The following is a 26,375-nucleotide window of genomic DNA, read 5'->3' on the forward strand; positions in this document are numbered from 1 at the left end:
CCCGGGAGGCTGTGCCGCCGGACCGTCGCTACCTAGACGTACTCATCGCCGCATGCTCATCAGGCGCTCATCGCTATCTGACCCGCCCATCGACTCGGCGTCCTACATGACAGTTGGTAACCATTCACCCGGTCCTACTCGGCGTCAAGCCCTACCAGGTGAGCGCGCACACACGCCGCGTCAAGCGACTCCGCGACTCGGAACGAACGCGGAAACGCCCGGCGACGTTCGGCGAGCTCCAGGCAGCTCAGCGCCCGGTGCAGATATGCACCTCGGCTCTGAAGCCGTCCTCGCTGGTCGGGAATGATCTCACTCCCGACCACCACCAGGCGGAGCAGCTCGGACTTTACCGTGCGAACCCGGCAGCCCACACACGTTCTCAGCGGGGCCGCCCGGCCACCGTACTCAAGCTTACCTTGTGGAGGCATCGGCGGGGCCGACGGCATCCCCTGCGGCGGGCGCCTGGGTATCGGGCCGGATGTCGATGCGCCACCCGGTGAGGCGAGCGGCCAGCCGGGCGTTCTGCCCCTCTTTGCCGATCGCGAGCGAGAGCTGGTAGTCGGGCACGGTCACCCGGGCGACGCGACCATCGAGATCGATCACCTCGACATGTGAAACCCGCGCCGGCGACAGGGCATTCCCGACGAAGTCGGCAGGATCGTCCGACCAGTCGATGATGTCGATCTTCTCGCCGTGCAGCTCGGTCATGACGTTGCGCACCCGTGACCCCATCGGGCCGATGCAGGCGCCCTTGGCGTTCACCCCGCCCCGGCGCGAGCGGACCGCGATCTTGGTGCGGTGGCCGGCCTCGCGGGCGATGGCGGCGATCTCCACGGTGCCGTCGGCGATCTCGGGCACCTCCAGCGCGAAGAGCTTCTTCACCAGGTTCGGGTGCGTGCGCGACAGCGTGACCGAGGGGCCCTTGTGGCCCTTCTTCACCTGCACCACATAGCAGCGCAGGCGCTCGCCGTGCACGTAGTCCTCGCCGGGGACCTGCTCGTTGTGCGGCAGGATCGCCTCGATCTTGCCCAGGTCGACCAGCACCACCCGGGGGTCCTTGCCCTGCTGGATGACCCCGGCGACCAGCTCGCCCTCGCGGCTGGCGAACTCGCCGAAGTTGATCTCGTCCTCGGCGTCCCTGAGCTGCTGCAGGATGACCTGCTTGGCCGTGGTCGCGGCGATGCGGCTGAAGTTGCCGGGGGTGTCGTCGTACTCCCTGGCGATCTGGCCCTCGTCGTCGAGCTCGGCCGCCAGGATGGTCACGTGCCCGGAGGTGCGGTCGAGCTCGGCGCGAGCCTTGGGCGCCGCTCCCTCGGTGCGGAAGTACGCGATCAGAAGCGCGTCCTCGATGGCCTTGACGACCAGGTCGAAGGAAATGTCCTTCTCCCGCTCCAGGCTGCGCAGGACGCTCATGTCAATGTCCACAAGGCTCCCCCCTAGCCCTCATCGCCGTCGTCGTCGCCGGCGTCGTCTTCATCATCCGTCTCGTCATCGAGCCGGCGGAACTCAACCTGCACCCGCCCCTTGGCCAGCTCTTCCCACGCCAGCGGGCGTGAGGCCTCCCCCACCGACAGCTCGACGCCGGTGTCGCCGACGGCCAGGACACGGCCCTCCAGCGAGGTGCCGTCACGCAGGTCGGCCTTCACCAGCCTGCCCTTGGCGCGGCGCCAGTGGCGCGGCTCGGTGAGCGGGCGGTCGACCCCGGGCGAGGAGACCTCCAGCACGTACGGGCTGCCGCCCATCACGTCGCTGTCGTCGAGTGCCTGCGACACCATCTGGCTGATGTCGGCGACCTTGTCGAGGCTGACGCCGTCGTCGCCGTCCACGATGACGCGCAGGAGGCGCCGCTTGCCCGCCGGGGTGACGATGACATCTTCAAGATCGAGGCCCTCGGAGGCCGCGACGGGTTCAAGAAGCTTGATCAGGCGGTCACGTCGAGCGTCTGCGCCCATGCTGACCTCCCAGTTGTTTCAACGGCCGTCTCAAGGGACGGCCGAATGCGTACCTCGCCCAACGGTTCACCAGCCTATCGACACCGGGGCACGGAAAGAGCGTCACTCGGTTACCCACCGGGCGACGCGCCGTACGATGCTATGTGCCAAGCCAGGAAAAGCCGTCATTCACAAGGAGGCCGCACCGTGCGTCAGCGTGCCCTGACCCGGCGCGTGGTGCTGCGCGGCACCGCGGCCGCGGCGGTCGCCGCCTCCGTGGCCGGATGCTCCGGCGCGGGGCCGGCGCCGGGCGCCGCGCCCACGCCGCGGCCGCCCGATGCCGAGACGGTGCTGCTCACCGGCGTCATCGCCGACAAGGAGCAGATGGTCGCCCTCTACCGGCAGGCGGCCCGCGCGAACGCCAAGACCGCCGCGAGGCTCCAGCCGTTCCAGCAGCGCCATGAGGCCCACCTGGCCGAGCTGCGGCGCCGCCTGCCCGCCCCGGTGCCGCCTCCGGCGGGCACGCCCACGCCGTGGGCCTCGGCGGGCGGCTCTCCTTCGGCGGCGGCGGTCTCCATCGGCACGCTGAGGCAGATGGAGGGCAAGGCGGCGGCCGCCCGGGTCCGGCAGGTCCGCACGGTCTCCGCCCCGCTGGCCCAGTTGCTCGCCTCCATCGGCGCGTGCGAGGCCGCGCACGCGGCGGCCCTGGCGAGGCCGAGGTGACCGACGCCCTCAGCGAGCTGAACAAGGTGCTGGCCGCCGAGCACGCGGCCGTCTACGCCTACGGCGTCGTCGGCGCGCGCTCCTCCGGCGACCAGCGCGCCACGGCGACGGCGGGCTTCAACGCCCACCGGGCCAGGCGCGACCAGATCCGCGGCCTGATCGCGGCCAGGGGCGGCACCCCCTCGGAGGCCGGCCCCGCCTACGAGCTGCCGTTCCCGGTGACCGCCCCGCGCGAGGCCGCCCGGCTGGCCGCGCTGGTGGAAGACCGCGTGACGGCGGCCTATCTCGAGCTGGTCGCGGTCGGCGATCTGTCGCTGCGGCGGCTGGCCGCGCAGGCCATGCAGGAGTGCGCCGTGCGGGGCTACGGCTGGCAGCCGGTGATCGCCGCGTTGCCGGGGCACCCGGCGCCCGCGCCGGCCCCTTCTCCGGCGGGACGGGCGACCGGCTCTCCACCCGTCTCCCTCGACCAGTAAGGCACTTTCTCCCATACCTCCACGTTTGCGATCGGTGCGCGGGGTAGTTGCTGATCCATCGCAACGCACGGAGGGACACATGGGCTGGAGTTACCGTAAGTCGATCAAGATGGGGCCGTTCAGGCTCAACCTGTCGCGCAGCGGTGTCGGACACAGCTATGGCGGACGAGGCTTCCGTGTCACCAAGACCGCCGACGGGCGGCGCACCATCACCGTCAACCTGCCGGGCGGCTTTCACTGGCGCAAGACGCTCGGCGGCAGCCGTAGTTAGACCGGTCGCCGGGCCGGTGGCCCGGCGTCCACGAGCCGCGCGCCGTGCAGTTCGACTCTGACGCGGTGCGTGTTGGGGCTCGCCGCCTCGGGCCGAGAGGCGGCGGGCCCTTTTCCATGCATGCCGGCCGGTTTCCATGCCGGCCGCCCGGAGCGCGCGGGCGCCGCGCGAGGCGGCGCGGGCGGCCCGGGCCGCGGATCAGGCGTCCTGGGCGGGCTCCGGCTCGGCTGTGGCGGCGGCCACCACGCGGCCGACGGCCTCGGGCAGGGGGATCTCCTGCTTGGTCCCCGAGGCGCGGTCGCGCAGCTCCACGACCCCCTGGGCCAGCCCGCGGCCGATGATCAAGATGGTGGGGACGCCCAGCAGCTCGGCGTCCTTGAACTTCACGCCCGGGGAGACCGAGGGGCGGTCGTCGACCAGGACGCGCAGCCCCTTGCCCTCCAGCTCCTCGGCGAGCGCGAGCGCCACCTCGACCTGGTTGTCCTTGCCGGTGCCGACGATGTGGACGTCGGCGGGCGCGATCTCGCGCGGCCAGACCAGGCCGAGCTCGTCGTGCCTCTGCTCGGCGAGCACCGCGACGGCGCGCGAGACGCCCACCCCGTAGGAGCCCATGGTGATGCGGATGGGCTTGCCGTCGGGGCCGAGGGCGTCCAGGCCGGCGGCGTCGGCGTACTTGCGGCCGAGCTGGAAGATGTGGCCGATCTCGATGCCGCGGTCGATGGACAGCGGGTGGGCGCAGCGGGGGCAGGAGTCGCCGGCGCGCACCTCGGCGGCCTCGATGGTGCCGTCGGGCTCGAAGTCGCGGCCCGCGACGACGTGGGCGGCGTGCCGGCCCTGCTCGTTTGCGCCGGTGACCCAGGACGAGCCCGCCACGACCCGGGGGTCCACCAGGTAGCGGATGCCGAGCCCCTTGAGGACCTGCGGGCCGATGTAGCCGCGCACGAGGCCGGGGTGCTTGGCGAAGTCGGCGGCCTCGAAGATCTCGGGGACGCCGGGCGACAGCGAGGCCTCCAGCCGCTTGAAGTCGACCTCGCGGTCGCCGGGCACGCCGATGACCAGGGTCTCGGCCTCGCCGGACCCGGGGGTGCGCACCTTGACCACGACGTTCTTCAGAGTGTCGGCGGCGCCGACGCCGAGGCCGTAGCGCTCGTTGACGAAGGAGACCAGCGAGTCGATGGTCGGGGTGTCGGGGGTGTCCAGCACCTCCATGGCGGGGTGCTCGGCGGTCACGGCCGGGGGCGCGGGGGTGGTGAAAGCCTCGGCGTTGGCGGCGTACCCGCAGTTGTGGCAGGCCACGAAGGTGTCCTCGCCGGTGGGGGTGGGCGCGAGGAACTCCTCGGAGGCCGAGCCGCCCATCGCGCCGGACATCGCGAAGCAGATCTTGTAGTGGATGCCGAGCCGGTCGAACATCTTGATGTAGGCCTCGCGGTGCAGCTCGTAGGAGCGCTTGAGGCCGTCGTCGGCGAGGTCGAAGGAGTAGGAGTCCTTCATGACGAACTCGCGCCCGCGCAGGATGCCGGCCCGGGGCCGGGCCTCGTCGCGGTACTTCGTCTGGACTTGATAGAGGATGACCGGATAGTCCTTATAGGAGGAGTACTCCCCCTTGACCATGTCGGTGAACATCTCTTCGTGGGTGGGGCCGAGCAGGTAGTCGGCGCCCTTGCGGTCCTTCAGCCGGAACAGCGTGTCGCCGTACTCGGTCCAGCGGCCGGTCGCCTCGTAGTACTCACGGGGCAGCAGCGCGGGGAACAGGACCTCCTGGCCGCCGATGGCGTTCATCTCCTCGCGCACGACGCGGGCGACGTTCTCCATGACGATCTTGCCGAGGGGCAGCCACGAGTAGATGCCCGGGGCGACGCGGCGGACGTAGCCGGCGCGGACGAGCAGCTTGTGGCTCGGCACTTCCGCGTCCGCCGGATCCTCACGCAGGGTGCGCAGGAACAGGGTGGACATACGCAGCGGCACGGCTACTCCTCGGTCGCGGTGGTTGACAGGTATACAGGCTATCGAGTCCCGCGGGACCGCCGGCCGATTTACGCCGCTCGCCCGGTGGCCCCGTCGCCGTCGCCGGGTGGCCCGACCGGATTATTGCGACCCCCCTCGGCGTGCGAGTCTGGTCGGGAGGACCCGCCTGGGCGAGAATCGGCGCAAGACGTCGCGGGGCCGGCAGGTCCCGCTAAGGAGGCCGCATGTCGCTGCGCGTGGCGATCGTCGGATCAGGTCCCGCCGGTATCTACACGGCCGAGGCCCTGACCAAGCAGGCGGGCGAGCCCGTCGAGATCGACGTCCTGGACCGCCTGCCCACCCCGTACGGGCTGGTGAGGTACGGCGTCGCCCCCGACCACACCTCGATCAAGTCGATCGCCGGCTACCTGCGCAAAGTGCTGGAGCTGCCGTCGGTGCGCTTCCTCGGCGGTGTGGAGCTGGGCTCCGACGTCACGGTCGACGATCTCGCCGCCTGCTATGACGCGGTGGTCTACTGCACGGGCGCGATGGTCGACCGGCATCTCGGCATCGCCGGCGAGGACCTCCCCGGCAGCGTGGCCGCCACCGACTTCGTCAACTGGTACTGCGGTCACCCCGACGTGCCGCCCGACGCCTTCTCCCTCGACAGCGCCGAGGTGGCGGTGATCGGGGTCGGCAACGTGGCGGTCGACGTGGTGCGCATCCTGGCCAAGACGGCCGACGAACTGCGCTCCACCGACGTGCCGCAGGAGGTCCTCGACCGGCTGGCCAAGAGCCAGGTGACGACCATCCACATGATCGGCAGACGGGGTCCCGAGCACGCCAAGTTCACGCTCAAGGAGCTTCGCGAGCTCGGCGAGCTGACCAACTGCGACGTGCTCGTCCGTCCGGACGAGGCCGGGTCGGGCGAGCTGGGCGAGCTGTCGCGGCAGATCCGGGGCAACGTGGAGGTCCTGAGGTCCTGGTCGTCGCGGACCCCGTCCGGCCGCCCCCGCCGGCTGGACGTGCGGTTCTGGCTGCGCCCGGTGGAGATCCTCGGCGCGGGCAGGGTCGAGGCGCTGCGGCTGGAGCGCACGCGCCTTTCTGAGGGCCGGGTCGTGGGCACCGGCGAGTACGAGACGATCCCGGCCGGCATGGTGCTGCGCTCGGTGGGCTACCAGAGCGTCCCGCTGCCGGGGGTGCCGTTCGACACCGCGACGATGACCGTGCCCAACACGGCCGGGCGGGTCGGCGAGGGGCAGTACGTCGCGGGCTGGCTCAAGCGCGGGCCGACCGGCGTCATCGGCACCAACAAGTCCGACGCCGCCGAGACCGTGCGCACCTTGCTGGCCGACCTCGCCGCGCGTCCTGAGCGGCCCGAGCCGGGCGCCCGGCTGGAGGACGTGCTGGCCGCGCGCGGGGTGCGTCCGGTGACCTACACGAACTGGCTGGCCATCGAGGCCGCCGAGGCGGCCCTGGCCCTGTCCCTGGGCCGCGGCGAACACGTCAAGCTAGTAGGCCGCCCCGCCATGCTCGCCGCCTTCACCCCCGCCACCCCCGAACCCTGATCCGCCTTCCGCGACGGGGGCCCCGAGGGCGTGGCCGGCGCGGCGGAGGGCGGCGGCCAGGGTCTTGACGGTCGCGGGTTCGTCCATCACGCCGCCGCCGGCGTCGCGCCGCTCCTCCCAGGCGCGGACGCGCTCGGCGTAGGCGTCGCGGGTCGCCAGGTGGAAGGCGTACACGGTGGCGTACCGGCTGACCAGGTGCGAGGGGTGCATGTCCCAGCCCTGGTAGAACCCGTGGCGCAGCGAGTGGCGCACCATGCCGGCGTGCGCCCGCCACAGCGCGTGCACGTCCCGCGTCGAGCCGGAGGCGGGTGAGGCGGCCAGCGAGCCGTCCGACAGCTCGACCCCGGTGCCGGCGAGCGCGACGCGCATCACCTCGCGGGCGTGGTCGCAGACCGGGTGGTCAAGGCGCTGCTCGGCGGGCGGGAGCCCGCAGGCGGCGGTGTAGTCGAACACCCCGAAGTGCGCCGCGGCCAGGCGCCCGCCCAAAGACGGCACCAGGTCGGGCGAGCGGGCGAGGAAGAGCACGGTCTGCGGCGCCTCCACCTGCATCTCGAAGCGCAGCGTGCCGGACGCCAGCTCCAGTCCCTCCTCCAGAGAGGCCAGGCACCCGGCGAACCGCCCGAGGTAGGTCTCCATGAGGACCTTGGGGAAGGTGACCGTGAAACCGGGCGGCAGCCCGCCGGCCCGGGCGGCGACCTCGGTGAGGAAGCCGTCGAGGGTGCGCAGGCTGCGGGCCGGGTCCCCGTCGGCGAACGACTTGACCCGCAGTCCCCAGCGGCGCGGCAGCGTACCGGCGGCGTGCATGGCGGCGACCGCCTCGCCGGCCCGGACGGCGTGCTCGTCCTCCTCGGCCGCCGGGCGCGTCCCGTACCCGTCCTCGAAGTCGATCCGCAGGTCCTCGACGGGCTCGCGGGCGAGCTTGCGGGCCACCCGGCCGCGGACGTCATCGGCCGTCTGCGCCGCGGCGGGCCCGAAGAGCGCCGGCAGGGCCGCGCCGCCGGGCAGGTGGCGCTCCAGCAGGCTCAGGGCCTCCTCGCCCCACGCCTGCACGGTCTCCGCGCCGAAGCGGTCGGCGGGCACGTACACGGTGTGCACCGGCTGCCAGGCGCCGCCGGTCGCGGGGTAGCGCCGCGCCTGCTCGGCCAGGGCGGCGTCCACGCCCGGCACGTCGTGGCCGCCCAGGGTCAGGCGCACCTCAGATCGTGTCCACCAGGTCGCGCCAGCGCCGGACGCGCTCGGCGTCGACCGGGTCGGACCAGGACGAGCGCGCGGCGCTGCCGATGTGGAAGGCGCGCACGCCGTAGTCGAGAAGCGGGGGGACCAGGTGGGGCCGGAGCCCGCCGCCGGCCAGGATGATCGGCGCGTCGCCCGCCTCGGCGCGCGACCGCAGCACCGGCAGCCCCGCGGCGATGCCCGAGGGGTCGCCGGAGGTGAGCACGGTGGCGAGGTTGGGCAGCAGCCGCACGGCGCGCCAGCCCGCCTGCACGTCGGCCGCGTTGTCCACGGCCCGGTGGAAGGTCCAGGGCAGCGGCGTGACGGCCTGGATCAGCGCCTCGGTGGCCGCCAGGTCCACCTTCCCCTCCTCGTCGAGGAAGCCGAAGACGAACCCCGCCGCTCCGGCGTCGGCCAGGACGCGCGCGTCGCGCTCCAGGCCCTCCAGTTCCTCGGGAGTGACGCCGTAGCCGGCGTTGGAGCGGAGCATCACCATCTGCGGCAGCGCGGACTTCTTGGCGATCGCCGCCACGGTCTCCGGGGCGGGGGTGAGCCCGCCGACGGACATGTCGGCCACGATCTCCAGGCGGTCCGCGCCGCCGTCCTCTGCGGCCACGGCGTCGCGCACGTTCAGCGCGATCACCTCGAGCAGCGATCCGGTCATGGGTCCTGAGGTTATCGGACCCTCTTGTCCATAGATGGACCGCTACCACCCGCAAGCCGGCCAATGGTCCGGGGTAGGCCGGCTACATCATGATCTGTTCCGGGGGCGCCATGATCCGATCCACCGCCGGAAAGTGCCGCCGGGCAGGCGGTTCAGTGGGTCGCCACATGCGCGGACCTGCGGCGCCGCGCGTGCGGCAGCGCCGGGGACGCCAGGTCGGCGGCCCGCTGGAACAGCGCACCCGAGGCGCGGTGCGGGAGGTCCACCGTGCGGACGTGCCGGAACCCGAGCTTGCGGTAGTACCCCTGAAGGCCCGGGTTGTTCTTGGAGCAGTCGAGCCGCAGCCACCGCCGGCCGGTGGCCGCCACGCGCAGAGCCGCCCAGTCGAGCAGCGTCCCTCCGAGGCCGGACCCGGCGAAGGCCCGCTTGACGGCCAGCTTGTGGACGTACAGGCCCGATTCGGGGTGGTCGGCGCGCCGCCAGAACTCCGGGTCGGCGTGGTCGTCCAGGGCCATGGTGGCTGCGGGGACGCGGATCTCTCCCTCCTGGCGGGCGTCCTCGTCGTCCAGCACGTACATGGTCCCCTCGGCGATCAGCGGCTCGATGCGCGCGGCCGGGAAGCCGTCGGCCGGCCACTGGCGGATGCCCCGGGTGTGCAGCCAGCCCGCCGTCTCCGCCAGTAGCGCCAGAACGCCGGGCAGGTCGTCGGGGGTGGCATTACGCAGCGTGAGGGAACCGGCCTGCTGGAGGGTGTGGGAGTACATGACTCGTCCTTTCGTCGCCGTGTGTAGCGCCTCGAACACCGAACGTGCTCGACCGGGGGCGCGGCCCTATCAGTCAAGGCCGGAGTGAACGGCGTCAGCCGCCGGGCCTGTGGGCGTCAAGGGCCGCGATGGCGGCCCCGGCCCGCGCCGGCGGCAGGACGGCGCGGCCGTGTCGCGAAGCGAGACGGCGCGCGCGAGGTCAGCTCAGTGCGAGCTCGTACCTGATCAGATGCTTGTCGGCGGGCAGTACCGACAAGGCGACCCGGACCGGGGTGCCCTCACGGTCGTAGCCAACTCGGACATATACGACAACAGGGGTACCAGGTTCGAGTTGCAGGCGGGCGGATTCCTCAGGAGTCGGCATACGAGCCGAGATGTCGTCCACGACGCGGACCTGGCGGTGACCCAGTTCCTCCAGCACGCGGTTGGCCCCACGCGTGATGTCCGCCGGACGGGCGATCTCGGAATCGCGCACCAGCGTGTGCGGGAAGTAGGAGTCGTTGGTGTTGTAGGGCTGGTCGTCGACATAGCGCAGCCGCCGCCGCACCACCGCGAGCGCGTGCTCCTCCAGCTCCAGCCTCGCGGCGATCTCCTCGGGCGGCTCCACGATCGAGACCTCGATCTCCTGGCCGGGCTTGCGGCCCTCCTTGGTGACCGCCTCGGCGAACGCCTCCCGGCGCAGCACGCCCGGCGGGGTGTTGAGCTCGGCCTGGGGACGCATGAGAAGCGCGCGGCGGTCGCGAACGAAGCTGCCGCGCCGGCGCATCCGGGTGATCAGACCCTCGTTCTCCAGCTCGGCCAGGGCGAGCCGTACCGTGTTGCGACTGACCTCATGGCTGTCCATGAGGTCCATCTCCGTCGGCAGCTGGGCGCCCGGCCCGAGCTCGCCGGAGTAAATCGCCCTGCGTAGCTCGCCGGCCACCTGCTGGTACAGCGTCGACCGTGCCAAATCTCACCTACGGTTGCGTCCTTTTGTACCTACGAATTTAGACGATCTCGATCTGACGGCAAACAACCCCTTGACCCAAGCGTCTCCACACCGCATTATCCAAACGTTGGTACAAATCCATCAAAGAGGCGGCGAGGGGTGAGGGCCTGTGCTGGCAGTCCGGGCGGGAACGCCATATCTGCCCTGGCACGATCCCCGCGAGGCGACGCGTCTACTGCGCTACGCGCTGCACCGGGAGGGGTTCACCCACACCTACCAGAGCAGCGCGAACGGGATGTCGGTGCTGTCGGTGACCACCGGGCTGACCGTGTGGTGCCGCAGCGGGTCGTTCGTGTGGGACGAGGACGGCCTCACGGTCACCCATCCGTCCGATGACCCCGTCGGCGCCGCGCAGCTCGTCAAGCGCCATCTCCGCCGGCCGGTCGAGGAGGAGCCCGAGGATTCCCGGGCCCACGACTCCGGCGACCGGCCGCCCACAGACTCCGTGCGGTAAACGACGGCCAGGACCCCAACCCTCGCCGGGGTCCTGGAAGTCGCGCCGGGGCGGAACGTGTCCTGGCGGGTCCCCCACGCCCGCCAGGACACGCCTTCCGCCATCACCGTCGTCCACGGCCCTCCCCCCGTCAAGGCCGTTCCCCGCCCCTTCACGGCGCTCCCCGCCCCCCTCACGGCGGCTCCCCGTCCCGCGCCCGGCCCTCCCCGGTTCCTCGTGACGCTCCCCGTCCCCGCGCCCGGCCGCGCCGGGACCGCGGGCGCGGACGTGGCCTGCGTCACATGTCGCGGCCTTGACCTGAACCACGGTTGAGGTTGCATGCTGAATCGCGGCACCTCGCCGGGCGGACCGACCCGCCCGGCCGCGCGGGGCAGCCTTCCAGGAGGGACCGGGCGTTGATCGACAGGCAGAGCGCTCCGCCTCCCCTTCCCCCTCTCCCCTACGTGCGGGCCGTCGGCTCACCCGGGCCGGACGTCTCCGGCCGGAGCGGGCCGCCCGCCCCGGCCGCCGGGCGCCACTCCGCCGGGGCCGACGGCCACGCCCCGGGGGCGGGCGACCGACGCTCTCAGACCCCCGATAACGGACACGGTTCGCCCCCCGATAACGGACACCGACCGTCCCCCGACAACGGGCACGCGCCGCCGTCCGGCACGTCGTCCGCGGGAGGCGACGCGTCCGATCCCCGGCACTTCAGGAACGTGCTCGGCAGGTTCGCCACCGGCGTGGTCGCGGTGACGGCGATCGACCCGGCCGACGGCGCACCCCGCGGCCTGGCGGTGAACTCCTTCACCTCGGTGTCGCTGGATCCGCCGCTCGTGTCCTTCTGCGTCTCGACCGCCAGCACGACCTGGCCGCGCATGAAGGCCGCGCCCACCCTCTGCGTGAACGTCCTGTCCGAGCGGCAGGAGCACGTGAGCAGGCGGCTCGCCGCCAGGGTCTCCGACAAGTTCACCGGCCTGTCGTGGAGGCCGTCGCCCGGAGGCGGCCCGCTGTTCGAGGGCGCGCTGGCCTGGCTCGACTGCGCGATCGAGTCCGAGCACCCGGCGGGCGACCACATCATCGTCGTGGCCCGCGTGCTGGCGCTGGACGCGCACGCCGACCATGGCCCCCTGCTGTTCTTCCGCGGCGACTACGGCCGCTTCGACGCCTGACCCCGCCGCTCGGGCGCACCGACCGACGCCGCTTGCTGGTCCCACTGCCAGACCGACCAGTCGGTATGGACGGGCCGGGGACGGGTACGGCATCATCGGGGGGCATGACTCTGTTCTCGGTGGACGGCAAGACCGTCGTGGTCACGGGCGGCTCGCGGGGCATCGGCAAGATGATCGCCGCCGGCTTCGCGGCGGCCGGCGCCACCGTCTACCTCTCCTCGCGCAAGGCCGCCGAGCTGCACGAGACGGCCGCCGAACTCGGCTGCGCCGCCGTCCCCGCCGACCTGTCGACGCCGCAGGGCATCGAGACGCTCGTCTCTGCCGTGTCCGAGCGCGAGAGCCGGCTGGACGTGCTGGTGAACAACGCCGGCGCCACCTGGGGCGCTCCGCTGGAGGAGTATCCCGAGCACGCCTTCGACAAGCTCTGGGGCATCAACGTCAAGGGCGTGTTCTACCTGACCCAGCGCTTCCTGCCGCTGCTGCGCGCCTCCGCGACCGCCGGCGACCCGGCCCGCGTGATCAACATCGGGTCCGTGGACGGCCTTCGCGCGCCGGGCGTCGAGAACTACGCCTACTCGGCGGCCAAGGCGGGCGTCCATATGCTGACCCGCCACCTGGCGCACCGGCTCGCCGGCGAGTCGATCACCGTCAACGCCATCGCACCCGGGCCGTTCGAGTCCAAGATGATGGCCTTCGCGCTGGACGATCCGGGGATGCGCGCGGCCGTCGAGTCCCAGGTGCCGCTCGGGCGCATCGGACGCCCGGACGACATGGCCGGAGCGGCGATCTTCCTGGCCTCCCGCGCGGGCGCCTACCTGACCGGCGCCGTGATCCCCGTGGACGGCGGCATCTCCACCGTCTGACCCGCGCGTGGTGGCCTCCCACCCGGGCCTCGGCCATCTCGAGTCGGCGTCGGGCATCGTCCGCGGGCTCAAGGCGCTGCCGGCGCCGTGGCACGGCCGAGCATGGCATGCTGCGCGAGCAGTCCGGCCCGGGTCCTGTTGGGGCAGTCCAGCTTGACCAGGATGCGCGACACGTGCCCCTTGACCGTGGCCTCGGACAGGTGCAGCCTGCGGGCGATCTCGGCATTGGACAGACCCTCGCCGAGGCACTCGAGGACCTCCCGCTCCCTCCTGGTCAGGGCCCCGATCAGTGTGAGCCTGCCGTCCTGGCTCGCCTGGCGGCCGGCCACGGCGTTCAGCAGCCGCCGCGTCGTGGCGTCGGACAGCACGGTGTGGCCGCCGGCCGCCACCCGGACCAGCCCGATCAGGTCCTGAGGCGGGGTGGACTTGAGCAGGAAGCCGGCCGCCCCCGCCTGCAAAGCTCGAATAACGTGGTGGTCGGTGTCGAAGGTGGTGAGCGCTACCACGATCGGCGGCTCACGCAGCGCGGCGATGTGACGGATGGCGGTGATGCCGTCGACGCCCGGCATCCGCAGGTCCATGAGGACGACATCGGGACGGTACCTGGTGACGGCGTCCAGCGCCTCGGCGCCGTCGTACGCCTCGCCGACGATGTCCACGTCGCCGGAGGTGCCGAGGATCGTCCGCAGGTGCGCGCAGACCAGCGGGTCGTCGTCGACCAGCAGGACGCGGATCACGGGCCCTCCCCCGCCGCCGGAAGGACCGAGGGCAGGTCCGCCTCGACCCGATAGCCGCCGTCGGCGCACGCTTCGGCGCGCAGCGTACCGTTGATCAGTTCGATGCGCCGTCGCAGGCCGAGCAGCCCGGCACCGGCACCGGCCGACGCCAGCACCGCGTCGCCCGCTCTGGTCGGTGCGGTGTTGCGGACGCTCACCCGGATGCCGGCGGGGAGATGCCGGACCTGGAGCCGCACCCGCGCTCCCGGTGCGTGCTTGTGCACGTTCGTCAGGGCCTCCTGAACGACTCGATACGCGGTACGGCCCACCACGGGCGGCAGCAGGCACGGGCCTTCCGCGCCGTCCACCTCGACGACCGTCCCGACCGACCGCGCCGACTCGACCAGCCCGGACAGGTCGGGCATCGGTTCGAGCGGCCCCGTGCTCGCCGCGTCCGCGAGGCCGGCGGCGTTGAGCAGGCCGACCAGGTCACGCAGTTCGCCGAGGGTCTGGCACCCGGTCGTCCGAAGTTGTCCCGCCGCCTGCCTGGACGCCTCGTCGGCCGCGGTCAGTTGCAACGCTCCGGCCTGCAGCACCATGACACTCACCCGATGACTGACCACGTCGTGGATCTCCGCCGCCAGCCGCAGCCGCTCCTGCCTGCGGGCCTGCTCGGCACGCAGGTGGTGGCCGCGCCTGGCGCGTTCGGCTCGCGCCACGACGTACCTGCCCAGCACGACGGGCGCGCCGACCAGGATCAGGACCATGCCGGCGACGGCGACCGCGCGGGACGAGGGCGGCGCGCCCAGAAACGCGATGGCGGCCACCAGGACCAGCGGCGGCCAGGCCAGGCGAGGGTTGCGGGCGAAGACCGCCGCGGCGTACGCGGCGAAGGGGACGGCCCCCGGAAGCAGCGTGATCTCCGGTTCCATGCTGGTTCCCGGCGCGAGCCCCGGCCACACCCGCACCGCCGCCACCAGGATGACCGCGAGCAGCGCCATGAGCCAGGCGACCGCCACCGGTGCCCGGCGGCGGAACCAGAGCGACAGCGCGCTCGCCACCAGCAGGCAGAAGACGCACAGGTCGTACGGCTCGCGGAGAACCGGGACCTGGGTCACCGTTCCCGACAGGGAGACGACGCCGGCCACGACCACCACGACGATGTCCGCAACCCGCTCGCGTCCCATGGCGAGACCCTAGCCAACGCCGTTCAACTGACGACCGAGGCCGAGCGAAAACCCTACTAAAGTCGCATACAGCACCCCCTTCGGGACGGTTCAGCGGTCGCGAATCCCTTCTTCACGCGCTGTCGCCGGCGGTCCGCACTGGGCTGGAATCGGCTCATGCTCGACAGACGAACACTGCTGCTGGGATCCGCCGCGGCCACGGGAGCGATATTGCTCAGCGCGTGCGGGCGAAGCACGACGAGACCTCGGCCGAAGGCCGGTACGGGGTACCTGAAGGTGCCGGGAGCACGGCTGTACTACGAGACGCGAGGCTCCGGGCCACCCCTGCTGATGATCCATGGCGGCGGCACCGACGCCGGCTCCTTCGCCGCCATGGCGCCCGAACTGGCCGAGCACTACACGGTCATCACCTATGACCGGCGCGGGAACTCAAGGAGCCACCTGGACGGGCCGCCGGCCGACCTGCGACTCGACCAGCAGGCCGACGACGCCGCCCTGCTGCTCAAGACGCTGATCGACACGCCGCCGCACGTGTTCGGCAGCAGCGGAGGCGCCATCGTCGCGCTCGAACTCGCCACCCGCTACGGAGACCGCCTTGGCACGGTGGTCGCGCACGAGCCGCCGGTGCCGGCCGTGCTCGCGGACGCCGCGGCACAGCAGGCCAAGTACGAGGCCGTCTACCAGACGTACCGCTCAAGGGGAGCACAAGAAGCATTTCGCCAGTTCATCGCCATAGATCCAGGAAAGGAGGATCCGGCGGCGGACGGCGACTATCCCGCCGACCCGGATTTCGGCGCCCGGATCCAGGGCAACCAGGAGTTCCTGCTGGCCCACGAGATGCTCCCGTTCATCCGGTACCGGCCCGGCCTCGCCGCCCTCCGCCTGAAGCTCCCCGGCCTGGTGCTGGGAGTGGGCCGGTACCAGGCCAAGATCGCGACCCGGATCGTCCTGGCCCTCGCCGATCGACTCGGCGCCGAGGCGACGCCGTTCCCCGGCGACCACACCGGCTACATCTGGCGCCCCCGGGAGTTCGCCGGGAAACTTCACGCGGTCCTGACCTGAGCACGCCCGCCGGCGGAGAGCCCTGCGACAGATCCGGACGGTAATCGGCAATCGGCTCAGACGTAACGTAAACCTAAAAAATCACTCTTGTCATGGATATATGTCGATGACACGGTGATCACATGCTCACGCGTCTCAAGGTGGTCGCGCCGGTCGCAGTGACCGTCGCGCTCGCCCTCCCCGCCGGGGCCGCGCTCGCGGATCCCACCCCTACGCAGGCGTCCAGCACGTGCGATCCCACCCAGACCGCACCCCTCTACTTGAACAAGGTCCCCACCCCCAAGAGCGTGCTCGGCTTCGACCTCGGCGAGCGCGAGGTCACCTCCGCCGAGTCCGACACGCTCCTTGAGTCGATCGCGCGGGCCAGCGACCGCGTCGTCTCCGGCACCCTGGCCACAACCGCCCAGGGCCGGCCGCTGAAGTACGCGATCGTCGGCAAGCCCGCGAACGTCACCAAGGCCGGGCTCACCGCGACCGAACTGGCGATCAAGACGCTGCGCGATCCGCTCACGCCTTCTGCCCTGGCCAAGCTGCTCGCCAAGCGCACCACCGCCGTCCTGTGGGTCACCGGCAACGTCCACGGCAACGAGGAGAGCGGCGCCGACGCGGCGCTGAAGACGCTGTACGACCTGTCCGACCGCGACGACTGCGCGGCCAGGCACATCCTGGACAACGCCACCGTCGTCATCCTGCCCATCCAGAACCCCGACGGGCGCGAGGCGGACAACCGGCGCAACGCCTACGGCTTCGACATGAACCGGGACTGGTTCGCGCGCACCCAGCCGGAGACCGACGGCAAGCTCGAACTGCTGCGCAAGTACCCGCCGCAGCTGTACATCGACGCCCACGAGCAGGGCGGCACGGCGTACTTCTTCCCGCCCAACGCCGACCCGATCTACCACGAAATCGCCGAGCCGGCCTACGACTGGATCAGCAACCTGTACGGCCAGGCGATGATCGACGAGTTCACCCGGCGCGGCCTGCCCTTCACCAACCGTGACGTGTACGACCTGCTCTACATGGGCTACGGCGACACCGTCCCGACCACCGGCTTCAACGCGGCCGGCATGACGTACGAGAAGGGGGGAGACTCCCCCATCTCCGCCCGCACCTTCGAGCAGTACCTCACCCAGTGGGTGTCGCTGTCGGCCGCGGCCTCGCACAAGGAGAGCATCCTCACCACCTGGCACGGCATGTACACCGACGCGCTCAAGGAGGGCCTGGCCGGAAGGCTGGAGCCCAACCAGGTGTACAACCCCGGCAACGAGGTGATCTCCCAGGTGCCCGACCGGCCGGTCCGCCACTACTTCCTGCGCGCCGGCGACCCCGCCAAGAAGGCCGCGGTCGAGTCGGTCGTGCGCCGGCTGCAGCGCATGGACGTCAAGGTCTACAAGCTCGCCAAGCAGACCACCGTCTCCGACTACAAGGAGTACGGCCGCCCGCCGGCCCGTGCCACCCTGCCCAAGGGCACGTACTGGATCCCCATGGCCCAGGGCCAGAAGCACTGGATCCAGGCCATGCTCGGCGAGGACGGCTACACCCCGTTCCCCTACTTCTACGACGTGACCGCCTGGAGCCTGCCGCTGCTGGCGAACGTCTCCGGCGGCTCCTCCGGCAGCGTCCTGGCGCCGCCCGCCTCTCCGGCCGAGCGCGTCCCCGACGTGGTCTCGCCCCCGGCTCCCGTCAAGCGGCCCAAGGTCGGCGTGCTGGAGCTGTCCGCCACCTCGGGCACCACGGTGGAGTCCCTCGGCTGGCTGCGCCACCGGCTGGACCGCGAGTGGAAGCTCCCCTACACCAAGCTGACCCCGGCGGACGTCGCGTCCGGCAAGCTGGCCGGCCTCGACGTGCTGCTCGTCCCGGCCGGCCCCGCGGCCACCGCGAACACCGCCCTCGGCGAGCCCGGGCGTGCGGCGCTCAAGACGTGGGTGAGCGGCGGCGGCCGGTACATCGGCTGGAGCGGCGGCGCGCAGCTCGCGTCCCTCGCGGGAGTGAGCACGGCGACCTTCACCGAACCGACCTCCGACGTCCCCGGCTCGCTGTTCCGCGTCCAGGTCGCCAAGGGCCCGCTGGCCGCCGGCGTCGGCTCCACGGCCTGGCAGTTCTACTCCTACGACCCGCTGATGCGGGCCTCGGACCCGGCTCAGGTAGTGGCCTCCTACCCGGCGGCGGACTCGGCGGACTGGTTCGTGTCCGGCTTCCAGCTCGGCGCCGAGGAACTCGGCGGGACCGCCGCCGCGCTGGACGAGCCCGTCGGCCGCGGCCACGCGATCCTGTTCGCCGCCGAGCCCAACTTCCGCGCCTTCACCGACGGCACCGCGCACCTCATCACCAACGCCCTGACCGCCGACCTCCCCCGGCCCCGCGCCTCCGGCCTGGACAACAGGCCCGCCACTCCCGAGAACCCGCCCACCACCCCGCAGAACCGCACCACTGCCCCGCAAGACAGGACCGCCACCCCGCAGGACGGGACCGTCGCCCCGCAGGACGGGACCGCCGCCGCGCAGAATCCGACCTCTGCCGCCGCCGGAGACCCGACGGTGACGGCCGCGGCCGCTCCGGACCGCGAGTCGGCCATTCGCGTCACCGTGAACGCCGCCGACAAGGCCAAGGTCGCCGCCGCCCTGACCGGCTTCGGCGCCACCTGGACCGAGCGCCCCGGCCCCGGCGGCTCACTCCGCTTCGTCGTGCCCAACCCCGAAGGCCTCGGCCTCGACGAGCACCCCTGGGCCGCCAAGCTCCCGGCCGCCCTCCGCATCGCCGGAGTGACCCCCCTCGCGGTGGTCCTCCCCTGACCCTGCCCACCGCCTGACAACCGCGGCTCGCGCCTCCTGCGAAACAGCACAAGGCGCGAGCCGCACCCATGCCGGGCACCGCGAAGCCCCCGTCACCCCTCAGCGCCCGCCTCTGACGCCCCGGCGCCCCGGAACCTCACCGCGAACCAGACGACCCGCCCCCCGCCGTCCCGGTACATCCCCCACCGATCCGAGATGGCGTCCACCAGAAAGAGCCCTCGCCCCCCTTCCTCGTAAAGGTCGCCCCGGACCTGTGGCTCTCGCTCCGATCCCGCGTCCACCACCTCGACATGGACGGCGCCGTCACACTCGCTGATCGCGAGCGTCACCGGTCCGCCACCGCGCGAGTCCGAATGCGTGACGCTGTTGGTGACCAGCTCGGAGACGAGCAGGACGACCTCGTCCAGGACCGGATGAGCGCGCCCGAGCGCCTCCCTGACGAAGGCCCGAGCCTGGCCGGCCGACTCCGGAACGCCAATCAGGTCGATCACCCCCCTGAGGGTCCTCGCCGCGCCGTCCGCCCGCGAAGACGCGACCTGGTCGGGACCACTCATCGATTTGCGAGGTTGTTGCGAGGTCGACATGCCTTCCCACCTCATCGTTCCTACGGATAGTAAAGAGACGGCTTCATACAGTGGCCGACGATGGAGTGCCCGCGACAGCGGATTCACCTCTCAATGACGCCTCACTTGCGGAGTGGCGAAAGCGAGGTGCGGAGGCGGGCCATGCACGCAACGGAGGGGGTAAAAGGTGACGAAACCCGTCGAGGTCAACCCAGAAGAGTCCCCCCGGGCGCTGTTCGCCTACGAACTACGGCGATACCGCCTAGAGGCAGGGCTGACACAAGCGGAACTGGCGCACAGGATCGGCTATACGACGAGCGTCGTCGGCATGGTTGAAACCGCCCGGCGTCCACCGGGAAAGCGTCTCGCCAATCTCTGCGACGAGACCCTCGGTCTCGACGGCGTCCTCACCCGCCTCTGCGCCATAGCCAGATGGGAAACCGTCCCCGAGCACTTCCGGGATTGGATGGACGTGGAACACGATGCTACGGCTCTGCGGAGCTGGGATCCCATGCTGATTCCCGGACTGTTCCAGACCGAGGAGTATGCCCGGATAGTTATACAAGACGAGCCCGGCATCACTCCCGAACAGGTAGAACAACATGTCGCCAGCCGCCTACGACGGAAGTCCATCCTGTCGAAGGACAAGCCACCGCAGGTCCTCACCTTGATCGACGAGGGAGCACTCCGCCGTCCCATCGGGGATACGAACATATTGCGGAGACAACTGGAGTACCTCCTGGAGATTGCGCAACATCCAGACGTGACACTTCAGGTAGTCCCATACAGCGCGAACTGCACCTGCGGCCTCCTCAGCCCCTTCACCATTGCGGAAATGGTGGGCTCGCCACATATTGTGTACCTGGAGTCCTCAGCTCGCGGCCAGGTGATCGAAGATCGCACTACTCTGCTAAGAATGACCTCTCGCTACGACGCCATCCGAGCAGAAGCACATTCACAACACATTTCGCTCCAGCTCATCAGGGAAGTGGTGCAGCAATGGACCTAAGTGCCGCACAGTGGCGCAAGTCAACGCGATCTGGATCTGACGGGGGCCAGTGTGTCGAGGTGGCCACCAATCTCCCCGGGGTCGTCGCGGTTCGCGACTCCAAGGACTCCGGTGGCGCCACCCTCGCGTGCACCGACACGGAATGGCACGCCTTCATCACGTCCCTGAAGACGGCCCCCTGATCCCCCTCCTCTACCTGCCCATCCCCGCCTCGGCCGGCACAGGGGCCGTCTGAGGAACCCGCCTCCCGGTCGGGGGGCGAGGGGGGCGGCAGCCCTCTGGGAGAACAGCCCGAGCCGAAGGCGAGGCCCGTTTCATGGCATAGCAGTCAGAGGCGGGTCAGGAGGGCCGTGGTGAGGCGGTCGGCGGCGCCGGGGGTGGTGCTGAGGAACAGGTAGGGCTCGGTGAGCTCGAGTTCGATCAGCGCCGGGGCGCCGCCGGGGAGGCGGACCAGATCGACGCGCGCGTACAGCAGGTCCTCGCCCACTTCGGCGAGGACCTGTTCGGCCAAGGCGAACTGGTCCGGGCCGGGGTCGCGGGCGGGAACGGCCCGGTGGTCGGCGGGCACGACGTCCGCGAGCATCGCGTTACGGCGCCGGGCGTGGCTGAACCGGCCGCCGATGTAGATCATGGAGGTCTCGCCCTCGGTCTCCACCATGTCCAGGTACGGCTGGACCATCGCGACGCGACCGGCCGCGACGAGGTCCCGTGCGTGGGCCTCGGCCGTGGCGCGGTCGGCGGTGCGGAGGGTGTCGCGGGCGCCGGCCGAGATGGCCGGCTTGACGACGTACTCGGCCTGGTGGGGCAGCGCCACCTGCTCGCCCGGGTGGATCCAGTGCGTCGGCACGGTGGGGACGCCGAGATCACGCAGGTAGGTCTTGTCGGTGTTCCGCTCGATCACCGAGGCCGGGTTGAACAGCCGGGTGCCGCTCTCCACTTTGTGGGCCCATTCGACGAACTGGTCCCGGCGCAGGATGTAGTCCCAGGGGGAGCGCACGACGACGGCGTCGAAGGAGTCCCAGTCGGCGGCAGGGTCGTCCCATCGGACCGCGGCCCCCTCCGCGCCGGCCCGCCGCCAGGCGGCCAGCAGGACCTCCCGGTCGTCATCCGGCCCGTCATACGTGACATAAGCGAATCTCACGACACTCCATCTCATACTTCACGAATCCCGGGCTTGAGCATCGTACGGACATGCCGACTATTTGCGACCGAGGAGGTGTGCGGTGAGCCGGGCTTTGTCAACGGCCGACGAGGATGTTCGTGGAGGCTCGTGTGTCGTTCGCGTACACCAGGCGGGAGGACGAGCGGCTGCTCACCGGACAGGGCCGCTTCGTCGCCGACATCGACGTGCCCGGCTGCCTTTCGGCGGCCTTCGTCAGGAGCCCCGTCGCGCACGGCAGGCTGCGCTCGGTGGACTGCTCCCCGGCCGCGTCGGTGCCGGGCGTCATCGGCGCCTGGTCGGCGGTCCACCTCACCGGCCTGCCCCCGTGCGCGCAGACCGCCGCCGACCTGCCGGACCTGCCGCCCATCCCGCCCGTGCTGCTGGCCAGCCTGTCCACCCGTGAGGCCGTCGCCGGACGCGAATGGCCGACGCTGGCCACCGACCGGGTGCGCTACCCCGGCGAGGCGATCGCCGTGGTCGTCGCCGAGGACCGCTACCAGGCCGAGGACGGCGCCGCGGCGGTCGGCGTCGTGATCGACTCGCTCCCGGCCGCCGTCACCACGGCCGCCGCGCTGGACGGGACGGTCACCCTGTTCGAAGGCATGAGCAACGTCGCCTTCGAGTTCGAGGCCGGCCATCCCATCGACGAGGAGGTGTGGCGGAGCGCGGCCGTGGTCGTCGAGGCCCGCTACCGCCAGCAGGTGCTGCTGCCCTCGCCGATGGAGTGCAGGGCCTTCCTCGCCGTGCCCCGAGGGGACGGGCTGACCGTGTGGTGCTCGCACCAGATGCCGCACCGGCTGCGCCGGGAGCTGGCGGAGGTCCTCGGGTGGCCCCCTGGCCGCATCCGCGTCATCGTCCCCGACAGCGGCGGCGCGTTCGGCTCCAAGAGCGCCATCTTCCCCGAGTACGTCGTGACCGCCACGCTGGCCGTGACGCTCGGCCGGCCCGTCCGCTGGATCGAGGACCGCATGGAGTCGCTGCTGGCCGCCACCCGGGGCCGCGGGCAGGACCAGCGGGTGCGGCTGGCCGCCGGCGCCGACGGGCGCCTGCTGGCCTACGAGCTGGCGATCGACGCCGACGTCGGGGCCTACCCGCACCTGGGCGCGGCGCTGCCGACGCAGACGGCACGGATGGCGACGGGCCCCTACCTGACGCCCCGGGTGCACGCCACCGTCCGCTCGGTGCTCACCAACACGATGATGACCTACCCCTACCGCGGCGCCGGGCGCCCGGAGGCGGCCTCCGCGCTGGAGCGGACCATGGACGAGCTGGCCCGCCGCCTCGGCCTGGACCCCGCCGAGCTGCGGCGGCGCAACTTCATCCCGCCCGAGCGCTTCCCGCACGACACCCCGACCGGCCGGCGCTACGACAGCGGGAACTACGCCGCCGCCCTGGACCTGGCGCTGGAGACCCTCGGCTACGAGCGGTGGCGGCGGGAGCGTGACCGGCGCCGTGCCGACCCGGCCGCCCTCCCGCTGGGCATCGGGCTCGCCTGCTACGTCGAGCGCTCCGGCGGCGAACCCGGCGGCCTGCACGAGTTCGGCGGCGTCGAGGCCTGCCCGGACGGCACGGTGGTCGCCCGGTGCGGCAGCGCCGCCGGCGGGCAGAGCCACGAGACCACCTTCAGCTCCCTGGTCGCCGACACCCTGGGCCTCGACCCGGCGCGCGTCCGGCTCATCGAGGGGGACACCGGCGAGGTGCCCGAGGGCGTCGGCTCGTTCGCCAGCCGGTCGGCCCAGTTCGCCGGCGCGGCGCTCCAGCGGGCCGCCAGGACCCTCATCGACCAGGCCAGGCAGCGGGCGGCGGCCCTGTGGGAGCTGCCGGTGCACAAGGTGAGCTGGTCCCGGGGCACCCTGCGGGCCGAGAGCGATCCGCCGGCCGCCGCCGACCTGGGCGAGCTGGTGAAGGAGACCGGGCCGCTCCGCGTGGACGACCGGTTCGAAGGGGCCATGGCCTTCCCGTTCGGCGCCCACGCGGCGGTGGTCGAGGTCGACGTGGACCTGGGCACCGTGCGCGTGCTGCGGCTCGTCGCGGTGGACGACTGCGGGGTGGCGATCAACCCGGTCGCGGTCCACGGGCAGGCGCTCGGATCGGCCGTGCAGGGCATCGGACAGGCCCTGTACGAGGGGGTGCCCTTCGACGACGCCGGCGTGCCCGTCCTGCCGAACGGGCTGCTGGACTACCTGTTGCCGACCTTCGCCGAGGTGCCCCCCGTCGACATCGCGGCCACCACCACCCCGACCCCGGTCACGCCGCTCGGCGCCAAGGGGGCGGGCGAGTCAGGGTGCATCGGGACGCCGCCCGCGATCGTCAACGCCGTCGCCGACGCCCTGCGCCTCGCCGACCCCGGCCTGCTCCAGATGCCGCTCACGCCCGACGTCGTCTGGCGCGCCGCCCGCGCCTCGGAGAACGCCCGGCGCCCGGCGGCGGCCCGGGAACCCGGCCGGGCCGACTACGGCGCACAGGGATCAGGCCACGGCGCACACGGCGCGAGCGGCGGCGCGGACCGGTCGAGGCAGGGCGCGGACCGGACGGGGCGGAGGCGATGAAACCTCCCTCCTTCGACTACCTGGCGCCCGGCACGGTCGCCGAGGCCGTGAACGCGCTCGCCGTCCCCGGCAGGCGCGCCGAGGTGCTGGCGGGCGGTCAGAGCCTGATCCTGGACATGCGCCTGCGCCGGACCAGCCCTGACGTGGTGATCGACATCAACGGCATCGACGAGCTCGCCGACGTGCGGGTGGAGCGGGGCGCGCTGCTGGCCGGGGCGCTGGCCCGGCACCGCGACTTCGAGTCCCCGCTGGTCGCGCCCGGCCCGCTCGGACGCCTGCTCTCGCGCGCCGTCGTCAACGTCGCCCACCCGCCCATCCGCGCCCGCGGCACCATGGCCGGGAGCCTGGCCTGGGCGCATCCGGCCTCCGAGTGGTGCGCGGTCGCCCTCGCGCTGGACGCCGGCATCGAGCTGCGCGGCCCGGCCGGGACGCGGGTGGTCGCGGCCCGTGACTACTTCCGCGGGCCGCACGCGACCGCCCGCGCCCCGCAGGAGCTGATCACCTCCGTGCGGCTCCCGCTGCTCCCCGGCGGCACGGGGGTCGCCTTCGCCGAGCATCGGCGCACGCAGTTCTGCTTCGCCCAGGTCGCGGTGGCGGTGGCGCTCACCGTGCGGGACGGCGTGATCGCCGAGGCGAGGATCGCCCTGGCCAACTGCGCGGACCGGCCGCTGCGCGCGTACGCCGCCGAACGCTCCCTGATCGGCGCCGAGGCCCTTCCGCCCGGCCACGGCCGGCCGCCGCCCACGCGGACCGAGGCCCTCCCGGACCTGCCGCCATCCACGCGGACCGAGGCGGTGCCGGACCTGCCGCCGCCCGCGTACGGTCCGTTCGCGCGGGCGGCCCGCATCGCGGCCCAGGACGACGCCGACCCCGTCCCCGAGCCGTACGCCGATGTCGAGTACCGCCGGCACGCCATCGCCGTCCTGGTGGCCCGCGCCCTGTACGAGGCGTCGGCGGACGGGCGGGCGCACGCCGCCGACGACCTCCCCGTAGGTGACCCGCGATGAGGATCACGCTGGTGGTGAACGGGCGGGACCACCCGCTGGACGTCGAACCCCGGCGCGTCCTCGCCGACGTCCTGCGGGAGGACTGCCACCTGACCGGGACACATCTGGGCTGTGAGCTGGGTGTCTGCGGGGCGTGCACGGTGCTGCTGGACGGCGAGGCCGTCCGGTCATGCCTGCTGCTGGCCGTGCAGTGCGACGGACGGCCGATCCGCACCGTCGAAGGGCTCGCGTCTCCGGACGGCCGTCCGCACCCGCTCCAGGAGGCGTTCTCCGCCGAGCACGCCCTTCAGTGCGGTTTCTGCACGCCCGGGTGGCTGATGCTGGCCGCCGGGGCGCTGGAGTCCGACCCTGCCCTCGCCGACGATCCGGAGCGGCTGGCGGCCCTGCTCGGCTCCAACCTCTGCCGGTGCACCGGCTACACCCCTATCTACCGCGCCGTCCTGCGGGCGGGCGGCCGGCCGCCCGCCGAACCACCGGCCTGACCCCCGTCAAGGCCGGTGGACGACATGACCGTCAGGGCCGAAGACGGTGTCGAACTCCTCGCCCGCGTTGAGGCGGTCGATCAGGGACAGGACGGCGCGGGAGCCGCCGTTCGCTGTGACCCACCGGCTCACGCGGCACGCCGCCTCGGCGTACAGGTTCCCGTCACCGCCGGCCGCCTCCCGCCAGCGCCCCAGCTCCGCGGGGAGGGCCTTGTCCGAGGCCACCAGGCAGCGGTCGGGCGACCCGGCCGGCGCCAGGTAGCGGGCGTCCCCGGAGATCAGGACGGCGAGCCCCTCGTTGAACCACTGCGGCACGTCGCCTCCGTCCAGCCGGGCGCGCAGCTCGACGTGCGACAGCTCGTGGGAGGCGATGACCACGTCCAGGCCGCGAGGAGAGAGCATGACCGCCCGGTTCAGCACCGCGACCCCGCGCTCCCCTCCCCCGCCGATGCGGCGGTAGCACCCGTCGGTGACGCACGCCAGCACGCGGGGACTGCTCCTGCGGCCCCCGTAGAAGTCCGCGACCCTCCGCTCGGCCTCCCGGACGACTCCGAGCAGTCGCTCCCCGCGGACCGCGGGCGTCTCCGGCTCGGCGTACACGCCGTCCCCGAGGTCCTCCAGCCCGTAGCAGCCCGGGCAGGCGACCGCCGCCACCGAGGGGAACGCCACCGCCACCCCCAGAACAGCAGCGACGACCAGCGCGGCCGCCCCGCCCAGAGCCCATCTCCGCCGCCGACGCACCGCACCCCTCCACCGCCGAACCCCGCCGTCCACCACCACGCCGCCCAGCCTTCCCCATCTCCACCCCCACGGCATCAGCCCACGGACCGTATTCACCCC

The 26,375-nt window shown here is 72.2% G+C and carries 27 protein-coding genes; 14 read left to right on the forward strand and 13 right to left on the reverse strand.

What is annotated here, in order from left to right; genetic code table 11:
• Positions 1-134: 134 nt before the first annotated feature.
• From ACFQSB_RS02260 to rimP, 3 genes are read right to left on the reverse strand one after another with little or no spacing between them, the layout of a single operon-like run.
• Complete coding sequence (locus tag ACFQSB_RS02260) at positions 135-446, reverse strand: YlxR family protein (RefSeq protein WP_380823972.1); 312 nt, start codon at positions 444-446, stop codon at positions 135-137.
• Entirely contained in the window at positions 412-1,413 is a 1,002-nt protein-coding gene (gene nusA / locus ACFQSB_RS02265) for a transcription termination factor NusA (protein ID WP_380823973.1), read from the reverse strand. The genes ACFQSB_RS02260 and nusA overlap by 35 nt, the downstream gene beginning before the upstream one ends.
• Before the next feature lie 23 nt (positions 1,414-1,436).
• The gene (gene rimP, locus ACFQSB_RS02270) at positions 1,437-1,952 is read right to left on the reverse strand and encodes a ribosome maturation factor RimP (RefSeq protein ID WP_354835261.1); all 516 of its coding nucleotides are present in this window, start codon (positions 1,950-1,952) and stop codon (positions 1,437-1,439) included.
• A gap of 186 nt (positions 1,953-2,138) precedes the next feature.
• Here rimP and ACFQSB_RS02275 point away from each other — a divergent pair, with 186 nt between their 5' ends.
• The 3 genes from ACFQSB_RS02275 (at position 2,139) to ACFQSB_RS02285 (ending at position 3,398) form a co-directional block, all read left to right on the forward strand.
• Positions 2,139-2,654 carry a hypothetical protein gene (locus tag ACFQSB_RS02275; RefSeq protein ID WP_380823974.1) on the forward strand — a complete coding sequence of 172 codons (516 nt, stop codon included), beginning with the start codon at positions 2,139-2,141 and terminating at the stop codon, positions 2,652-2,654.
• Entirely contained in the window at positions 2,651-3,127 is a 477-nt protein-coding gene (locus ACFQSB_RS02280; RefSeq protein WP_380823975.1) for a ferritin-like domain-containing protein, read from the forward strand. Before ACFQSB_RS02275 ends, ACFQSB_RS02280 begins: the two co-directional genes overlap by 4 nt.
• Before the next feature lie 79 nt (positions 3,128-3,206).
• Positions 3,207-3,398: a DUF4236 domain-containing protein gene (locus ACFQSB_RS02285; protein WP_354835267.1), complete on the forward strand. Its 192-nt coding sequence runs from the start codon at positions 3,207-3,209 to the stop codon at positions 3,396-3,398.
• Between the two features lie 198 nt (positions 3,399-3,596).
• Here the strand turns inward: ACFQSB_RS02285 and ACFQSB_RS02290 are convergent, their stop codons facing one another.
• Positions 3,597-5,351, reverse strand: a complete 1,755-nt coding sequence (locus ACFQSB_RS02290) for a proline--tRNA ligase (protein ID WP_380824052.1) — start codon at positions 5,349-5,351, stop codon at positions 3,597-3,599.
• Positions 5,352-5,587: 236 nt separating this feature from the next.
• Here ACFQSB_RS02290 and ACFQSB_RS02295 point away from each other — a divergent pair, with 236 nt between their 5' ends.
• Positions 5,588-6,910 (forward strand): FAD-dependent oxidoreductase, encoded by a 1,323-nt coding sequence (locus tag ACFQSB_RS02295; RefSeq protein WP_380823976.1) that lies wholly within the window; start codon positions 5,588-5,590, stop codon positions 6,908-6,910.
• On the opposite strand, the gene ACFQSB_RS02300 is transcribed toward ACFQSB_RS02295, so the two are convergent.
• The 4 genes from ACFQSB_RS02300 to ACFQSB_RS02315 all read right to left on the reverse strand — a co-directional run bounded on the left by ACFQSB_RS02300 (position 6,854) and on the right by ACFQSB_RS02315 (position 10,499).
• A complete protein-coding gene (locus ACFQSB_RS02300; RefSeq protein WP_380823977.1) occupies positions 6,854-8,104 on the reverse strand; it encodes a DUF6986 family protein in 1,251 nt (416 codons plus the stop codon). The two genes, ACFQSB_RS02295 and ACFQSB_RS02300, sit on opposite strands and share 57 nt — an antisense overlap.
• Position 8,105: 1 nt before the next feature.
• Positions 8,106-8,786, reverse strand: coding sequence for a copper homeostasis protein CutC (locus ACFQSB_RS02305; RefSeq protein WP_354835275.1), 681 nt, complete (start codon positions 8,784-8,786; stop codon positions 8,106-8,108).
• Between the two features lie 152 nt (positions 8,787-8,938).
• Positions 8,939-9,550 (reverse strand): GNAT family N-acetyltransferase, encoded by a 612-nt coding sequence (locus tag ACFQSB_RS02310; protein WP_354915628.1) that lies wholly within the window; start codon positions 9,548-9,550, stop codon positions 8,939-8,941.
• Between the two features lie 199 nt (positions 9,551-9,749).
• Positions 9,750-10,499 carry a GntR family transcriptional regulator gene (locus ACFQSB_RS02315; protein ID WP_354835279.1) on the reverse strand — a complete coding sequence of 250 codons (750 nt, stop codon included), beginning with the start codon at positions 10,497-10,499 and terminating at the stop codon, positions 9,750-9,752.
• A gap of 148 nt (positions 10,500-10,647) precedes the next feature.
• Here ACFQSB_RS02315 and ACFQSB_RS02320 point away from each other — a divergent pair, with 148 nt between their 5' ends.
• From ACFQSB_RS02320 to ACFQSB_RS02330, 3 genes are all read left to right on the forward strand, one after another.
• Complete coding sequence (locus ACFQSB_RS02320) at positions 10,648-10,992, forward strand: hypothetical protein (protein WP_380823978.1); 345 nt, start codon at positions 10,648-10,650, stop codon at positions 10,990-10,992.
• Positions 10,993-11,690: 698 nt separating this feature from the next.
• On the forward strand, positions 11,691-12,143 hold the full coding sequence (locus tag ACFQSB_RS02325) for a flavin reductase family protein (protein WP_354835283.1): 453 nt from the start codon (positions 11,691-11,693) through the stop codon (positions 12,141-12,143).
• A gap of 104 nt (positions 12,144-12,247) precedes the next feature.
• Positions 12,248-13,006, forward strand: a complete 759-nt coding sequence (locus ACFQSB_RS02330; RefSeq protein WP_354835285.1) for an SDR family oxidoreductase — start codon at positions 12,248-12,250, stop codon at positions 13,004-13,006.
• A gap of 68 nt (positions 13,007-13,074) precedes the next feature.
• Here ACFQSB_RS02330 and ACFQSB_RS02335 read toward each other — a convergent pair whose 3' ends face one another.
• Complete coding sequence (locus ACFQSB_RS02335; RefSeq protein ID WP_380823979.1) at positions 13,075-13,743, reverse strand: response regulator; 669 nt, start codon at positions 13,741-13,743, stop codon at positions 13,075-13,077.
• Positions 13,740-14,909: a sensor histidine kinase gene (locus tag ACFQSB_RS02340; RefSeq protein WP_380823980.1), complete on the reverse strand. Its 1,170-nt coding sequence runs from the start codon at positions 14,907-14,909 to the stop codon at positions 13,740-13,742. The genes ACFQSB_RS02335 and ACFQSB_RS02340 overlap by 4 nt, the downstream gene beginning before the upstream one ends.
• Positions 14,910-15,065: 156 nt before the next feature.
• Here ACFQSB_RS02340 and ACFQSB_RS02345 point away from each other — a divergent pair, with 156 nt between their 5' ends.
• Both ACFQSB_RS02345 and ACFQSB_RS02350 read left to right on the forward strand, forming a co-directional pair.
• Positions 15,066-15,971, forward strand: coding sequence for an alpha/beta fold hydrolase (locus ACFQSB_RS02345; protein ID WP_380823981.1), 906 nt, complete (start codon positions 15,066-15,068; stop codon positions 15,969-15,971).
• A 122-nt stretch (positions 15,972-16,093) separates the two neighbouring features.
• Positions 16,094-18,763 carry a M14 family zinc carboxypeptidase gene (locus ACFQSB_RS02350; protein WP_380823982.1) on the forward strand — a complete coding sequence of 890 codons (2,670 nt, stop codon included), beginning with the start codon at positions 16,094-16,096 and terminating at the stop codon, positions 18,761-18,763.
• Between the two features lie 92 nt (positions 18,764-18,855).
• On the opposite strand, the gene ACFQSB_RS02355 is transcribed toward ACFQSB_RS02350, so the two are convergent.
• Positions 18,856-19,254, reverse strand: coding sequence for an ATP-binding protein (locus tag ACFQSB_RS02355; RefSeq protein WP_380823983.1), 399 nt, complete (start codon positions 19,252-19,254; stop codon positions 18,856-18,858).
• 259 nt (positions 19,255-19,513) lie between these two features.
• On the opposite strand from ACFQSB_RS02355, the gene ACFQSB_RS02360 reads away from it, so the two are divergent.
• A complete protein-coding gene (locus tag ACFQSB_RS02360; RefSeq protein WP_380823984.1) occupies positions 19,514-20,335 on the forward strand; it encodes a helix-turn-helix domain-containing protein in 822 nt (273 codons plus the stop codon).
• The gene (locus ACFQSB_RS02365; protein WP_380823985.1) at positions 20,326-20,517 is read left to right on the forward strand and encodes a DUF397 domain-containing protein; all 192 of its coding nucleotides are present in this window, start codon (positions 20,326-20,328) and stop codon (positions 20,515-20,517) included. Before ACFQSB_RS02360 ends, ACFQSB_RS02365 begins: the two co-directional genes overlap by 10 nt.
• 146 nt (positions 20,518-20,663) lie before the next feature.
• On the opposite strand, the gene ACFQSB_RS02370 is transcribed toward ACFQSB_RS02365, so the two are convergent.
• Positions 20,664-21,476 carry an ATP-grasp domain-containing protein gene (locus ACFQSB_RS02370; protein ID WP_380823986.1) on the reverse strand — a complete coding sequence of 271 codons (813 nt, stop codon included), beginning with the start codon at positions 21,474-21,476 and terminating at the stop codon, positions 20,664-20,666.
• A gap of 119 nt (positions 21,477-21,595) precedes the next feature.
• Here ACFQSB_RS02370 and ACFQSB_RS02375 point away from each other — a divergent pair, with 119 nt between their 5' ends.
• Genes ACFQSB_RS02375 through ACFQSB_RS02385 form a run of 3 tightly spaced genes read left to right on the forward strand, consistent with a single transcriptional unit; the run spans position 21,596 to position 25,535 of the window.
• Positions 21,596-24,046, forward strand: coding sequence for a xanthine dehydrogenase family protein molybdopterin-binding subunit (locus ACFQSB_RS02375; RefSeq protein ID WP_380823987.1), 2,451 nt, complete (start codon positions 21,596-21,598; stop codon positions 24,044-24,046).
• Positions 24,043-25,053 carry an FAD binding domain-containing protein gene (locus tag ACFQSB_RS02380; RefSeq protein ID WP_380823988.1) on the forward strand — a complete coding sequence of 337 codons (1,011 nt, stop codon included), beginning with the start codon at positions 24,043-24,045 and terminating at the stop codon, positions 25,051-25,053. Before ACFQSB_RS02375 ends, ACFQSB_RS02380 begins: the two co-directional genes overlap by 4 nt.
• Positions 25,050-25,535, forward strand: coding sequence for a (2Fe-2S)-binding protein (locus tag ACFQSB_RS02385; protein ID WP_380823989.1), 486 nt, complete (start codon positions 25,050-25,052; stop codon positions 25,533-25,535). Before ACFQSB_RS02380 ends, ACFQSB_RS02385 begins: the two co-directional genes overlap by 4 nt.
• 6 nt (positions 25,536-25,541) lie before the next feature.
• Here the strand turns inward: ACFQSB_RS02385 and ACFQSB_RS02390 are convergent, their stop codons facing one another.
• Positions 25,542-26,276 (reverse strand): hypothetical protein, encoded by a 735-nt coding sequence (locus ACFQSB_RS02390; RefSeq protein ID WP_380823990.1) that lies wholly within the window; start codon positions 26,274-26,276, stop codon positions 25,542-25,544.
• Positions 26,277-26,375 lie beyond the last annotated feature (99 nt).

The organism is Sphaerisporangium rhizosphaerae (assembly GCF_042665155.1).
GTDB lineage: Bacteria > Actinomycetota > Actinomycetes > Streptosporangiales > Streptosporangiaceae > Sphaerisporangium > Sphaerisporangium rhizosphaerae.

Bases quoted from the DNA above. Each gene is read 5' to 3' on its own strand.
- ACFQSB_RS02305 (WP_354835275.1), bottom strand. From the start codon at position 8,786: ATGACCGGATCGCTGCTCGAGGTGATCGCGCTGAACGTGCGCGACGCC.
- ACFQSB_RS02290 (WP_380824052.1), bottom strand. From the start codon at position 5,351: ATGTCCACCCTGTTCCTGCGCACCCTGCGTGAGGATCCGGCGGACGCG.
- ACFQSB_RS02340 (WP_380823980.1), bottom strand. From the start codon at position 14,909: ATGGGACGCGAGCGGGTTGCGGACATCGTCGTGGTGGTCGTGGCCGGC.
- ACFQSB_RS02295 (WP_380823976.1), top strand. From the start codon at position 5,588: ATGTCGCTGCGCGTGGCGATCGTCGGATCAGGTCCCGCCGGTATCTAC.
- nusA (WP_380823973.1), bottom strand. From the start codon at position 1,413: ATGAGCGTCCTGCGCAGCCTGGAGCGGGAGAAGGACATTTCCTTCGAC.
- rimP (WP_354835261.1), bottom strand. From the start codon at position 1,952: ATGGGCGCAGACGCTCGACGTGACCGCCTGATCAAGCTTCTTGAACCC.
- ACFQSB_RS02310 (WP_354915628.1), bottom strand. From the start codon at position 9,550: ATGTACTCCCACACCCTCCAGCAGGCCGGTTCCCTCACGCTGCGTAAT.
- ACFQSB_RS02380 (WP_380823988.1), top strand. From the start codon at position 24,043: ATGAAACCTCCCTCCTTCGACTACCTGGCGCCCGGCACGGTCGCCGAG.
- ACFQSB_RS02350 (WP_380823982.1), top strand. From the start codon at position 16,094: ATGCTCACGCGTCTCAAGGTGGTCGCGCCGGTCGCAGTGACCGTCGCG.
- ACFQSB_RS02365 (WP_380823985.1), top strand. From the start codon at position 20,326: ATGGACCTAAGTGCCGCACAGTGGCGCAAGTCAACGCGATCTGGATCT.
- ACFQSB_RS02330 (WP_354835285.1), top strand. From the start codon at position 12,248: ATGACTCTGTTCTCGGTGGACGGCAAGACCGTCGTGGTCACGGGCGGC.
- ACFQSB_RS02285 (WP_354835267.1), top strand. From the start codon at position 3,207: ATGGGCTGGAGTTACCGTAAGTCGATCAAGATGGGGCCGTTCAGGCTC.
- ACFQSB_RS02260 (WP_380823972.1), bottom strand. From the start codon at position 446: ATGCCGTCGGCCCCGCCGATGCCTCCACAAGGTAAGCTTGAGTACGGT.
- ACFQSB_RS02345 (WP_380823981.1), top strand. From the start codon at position 15,066: ATGCTCGACAGACGAACACTGCTGCTGGGATCCGCCGCGGCCACGGGA.
- ACFQSB_RS02385 (WP_380823989.1), top strand. From the start codon at position 25,050: ATGAGGATCACGCTGGTGGTGAACGGGCGGGACCACCCGCTGGACGTC.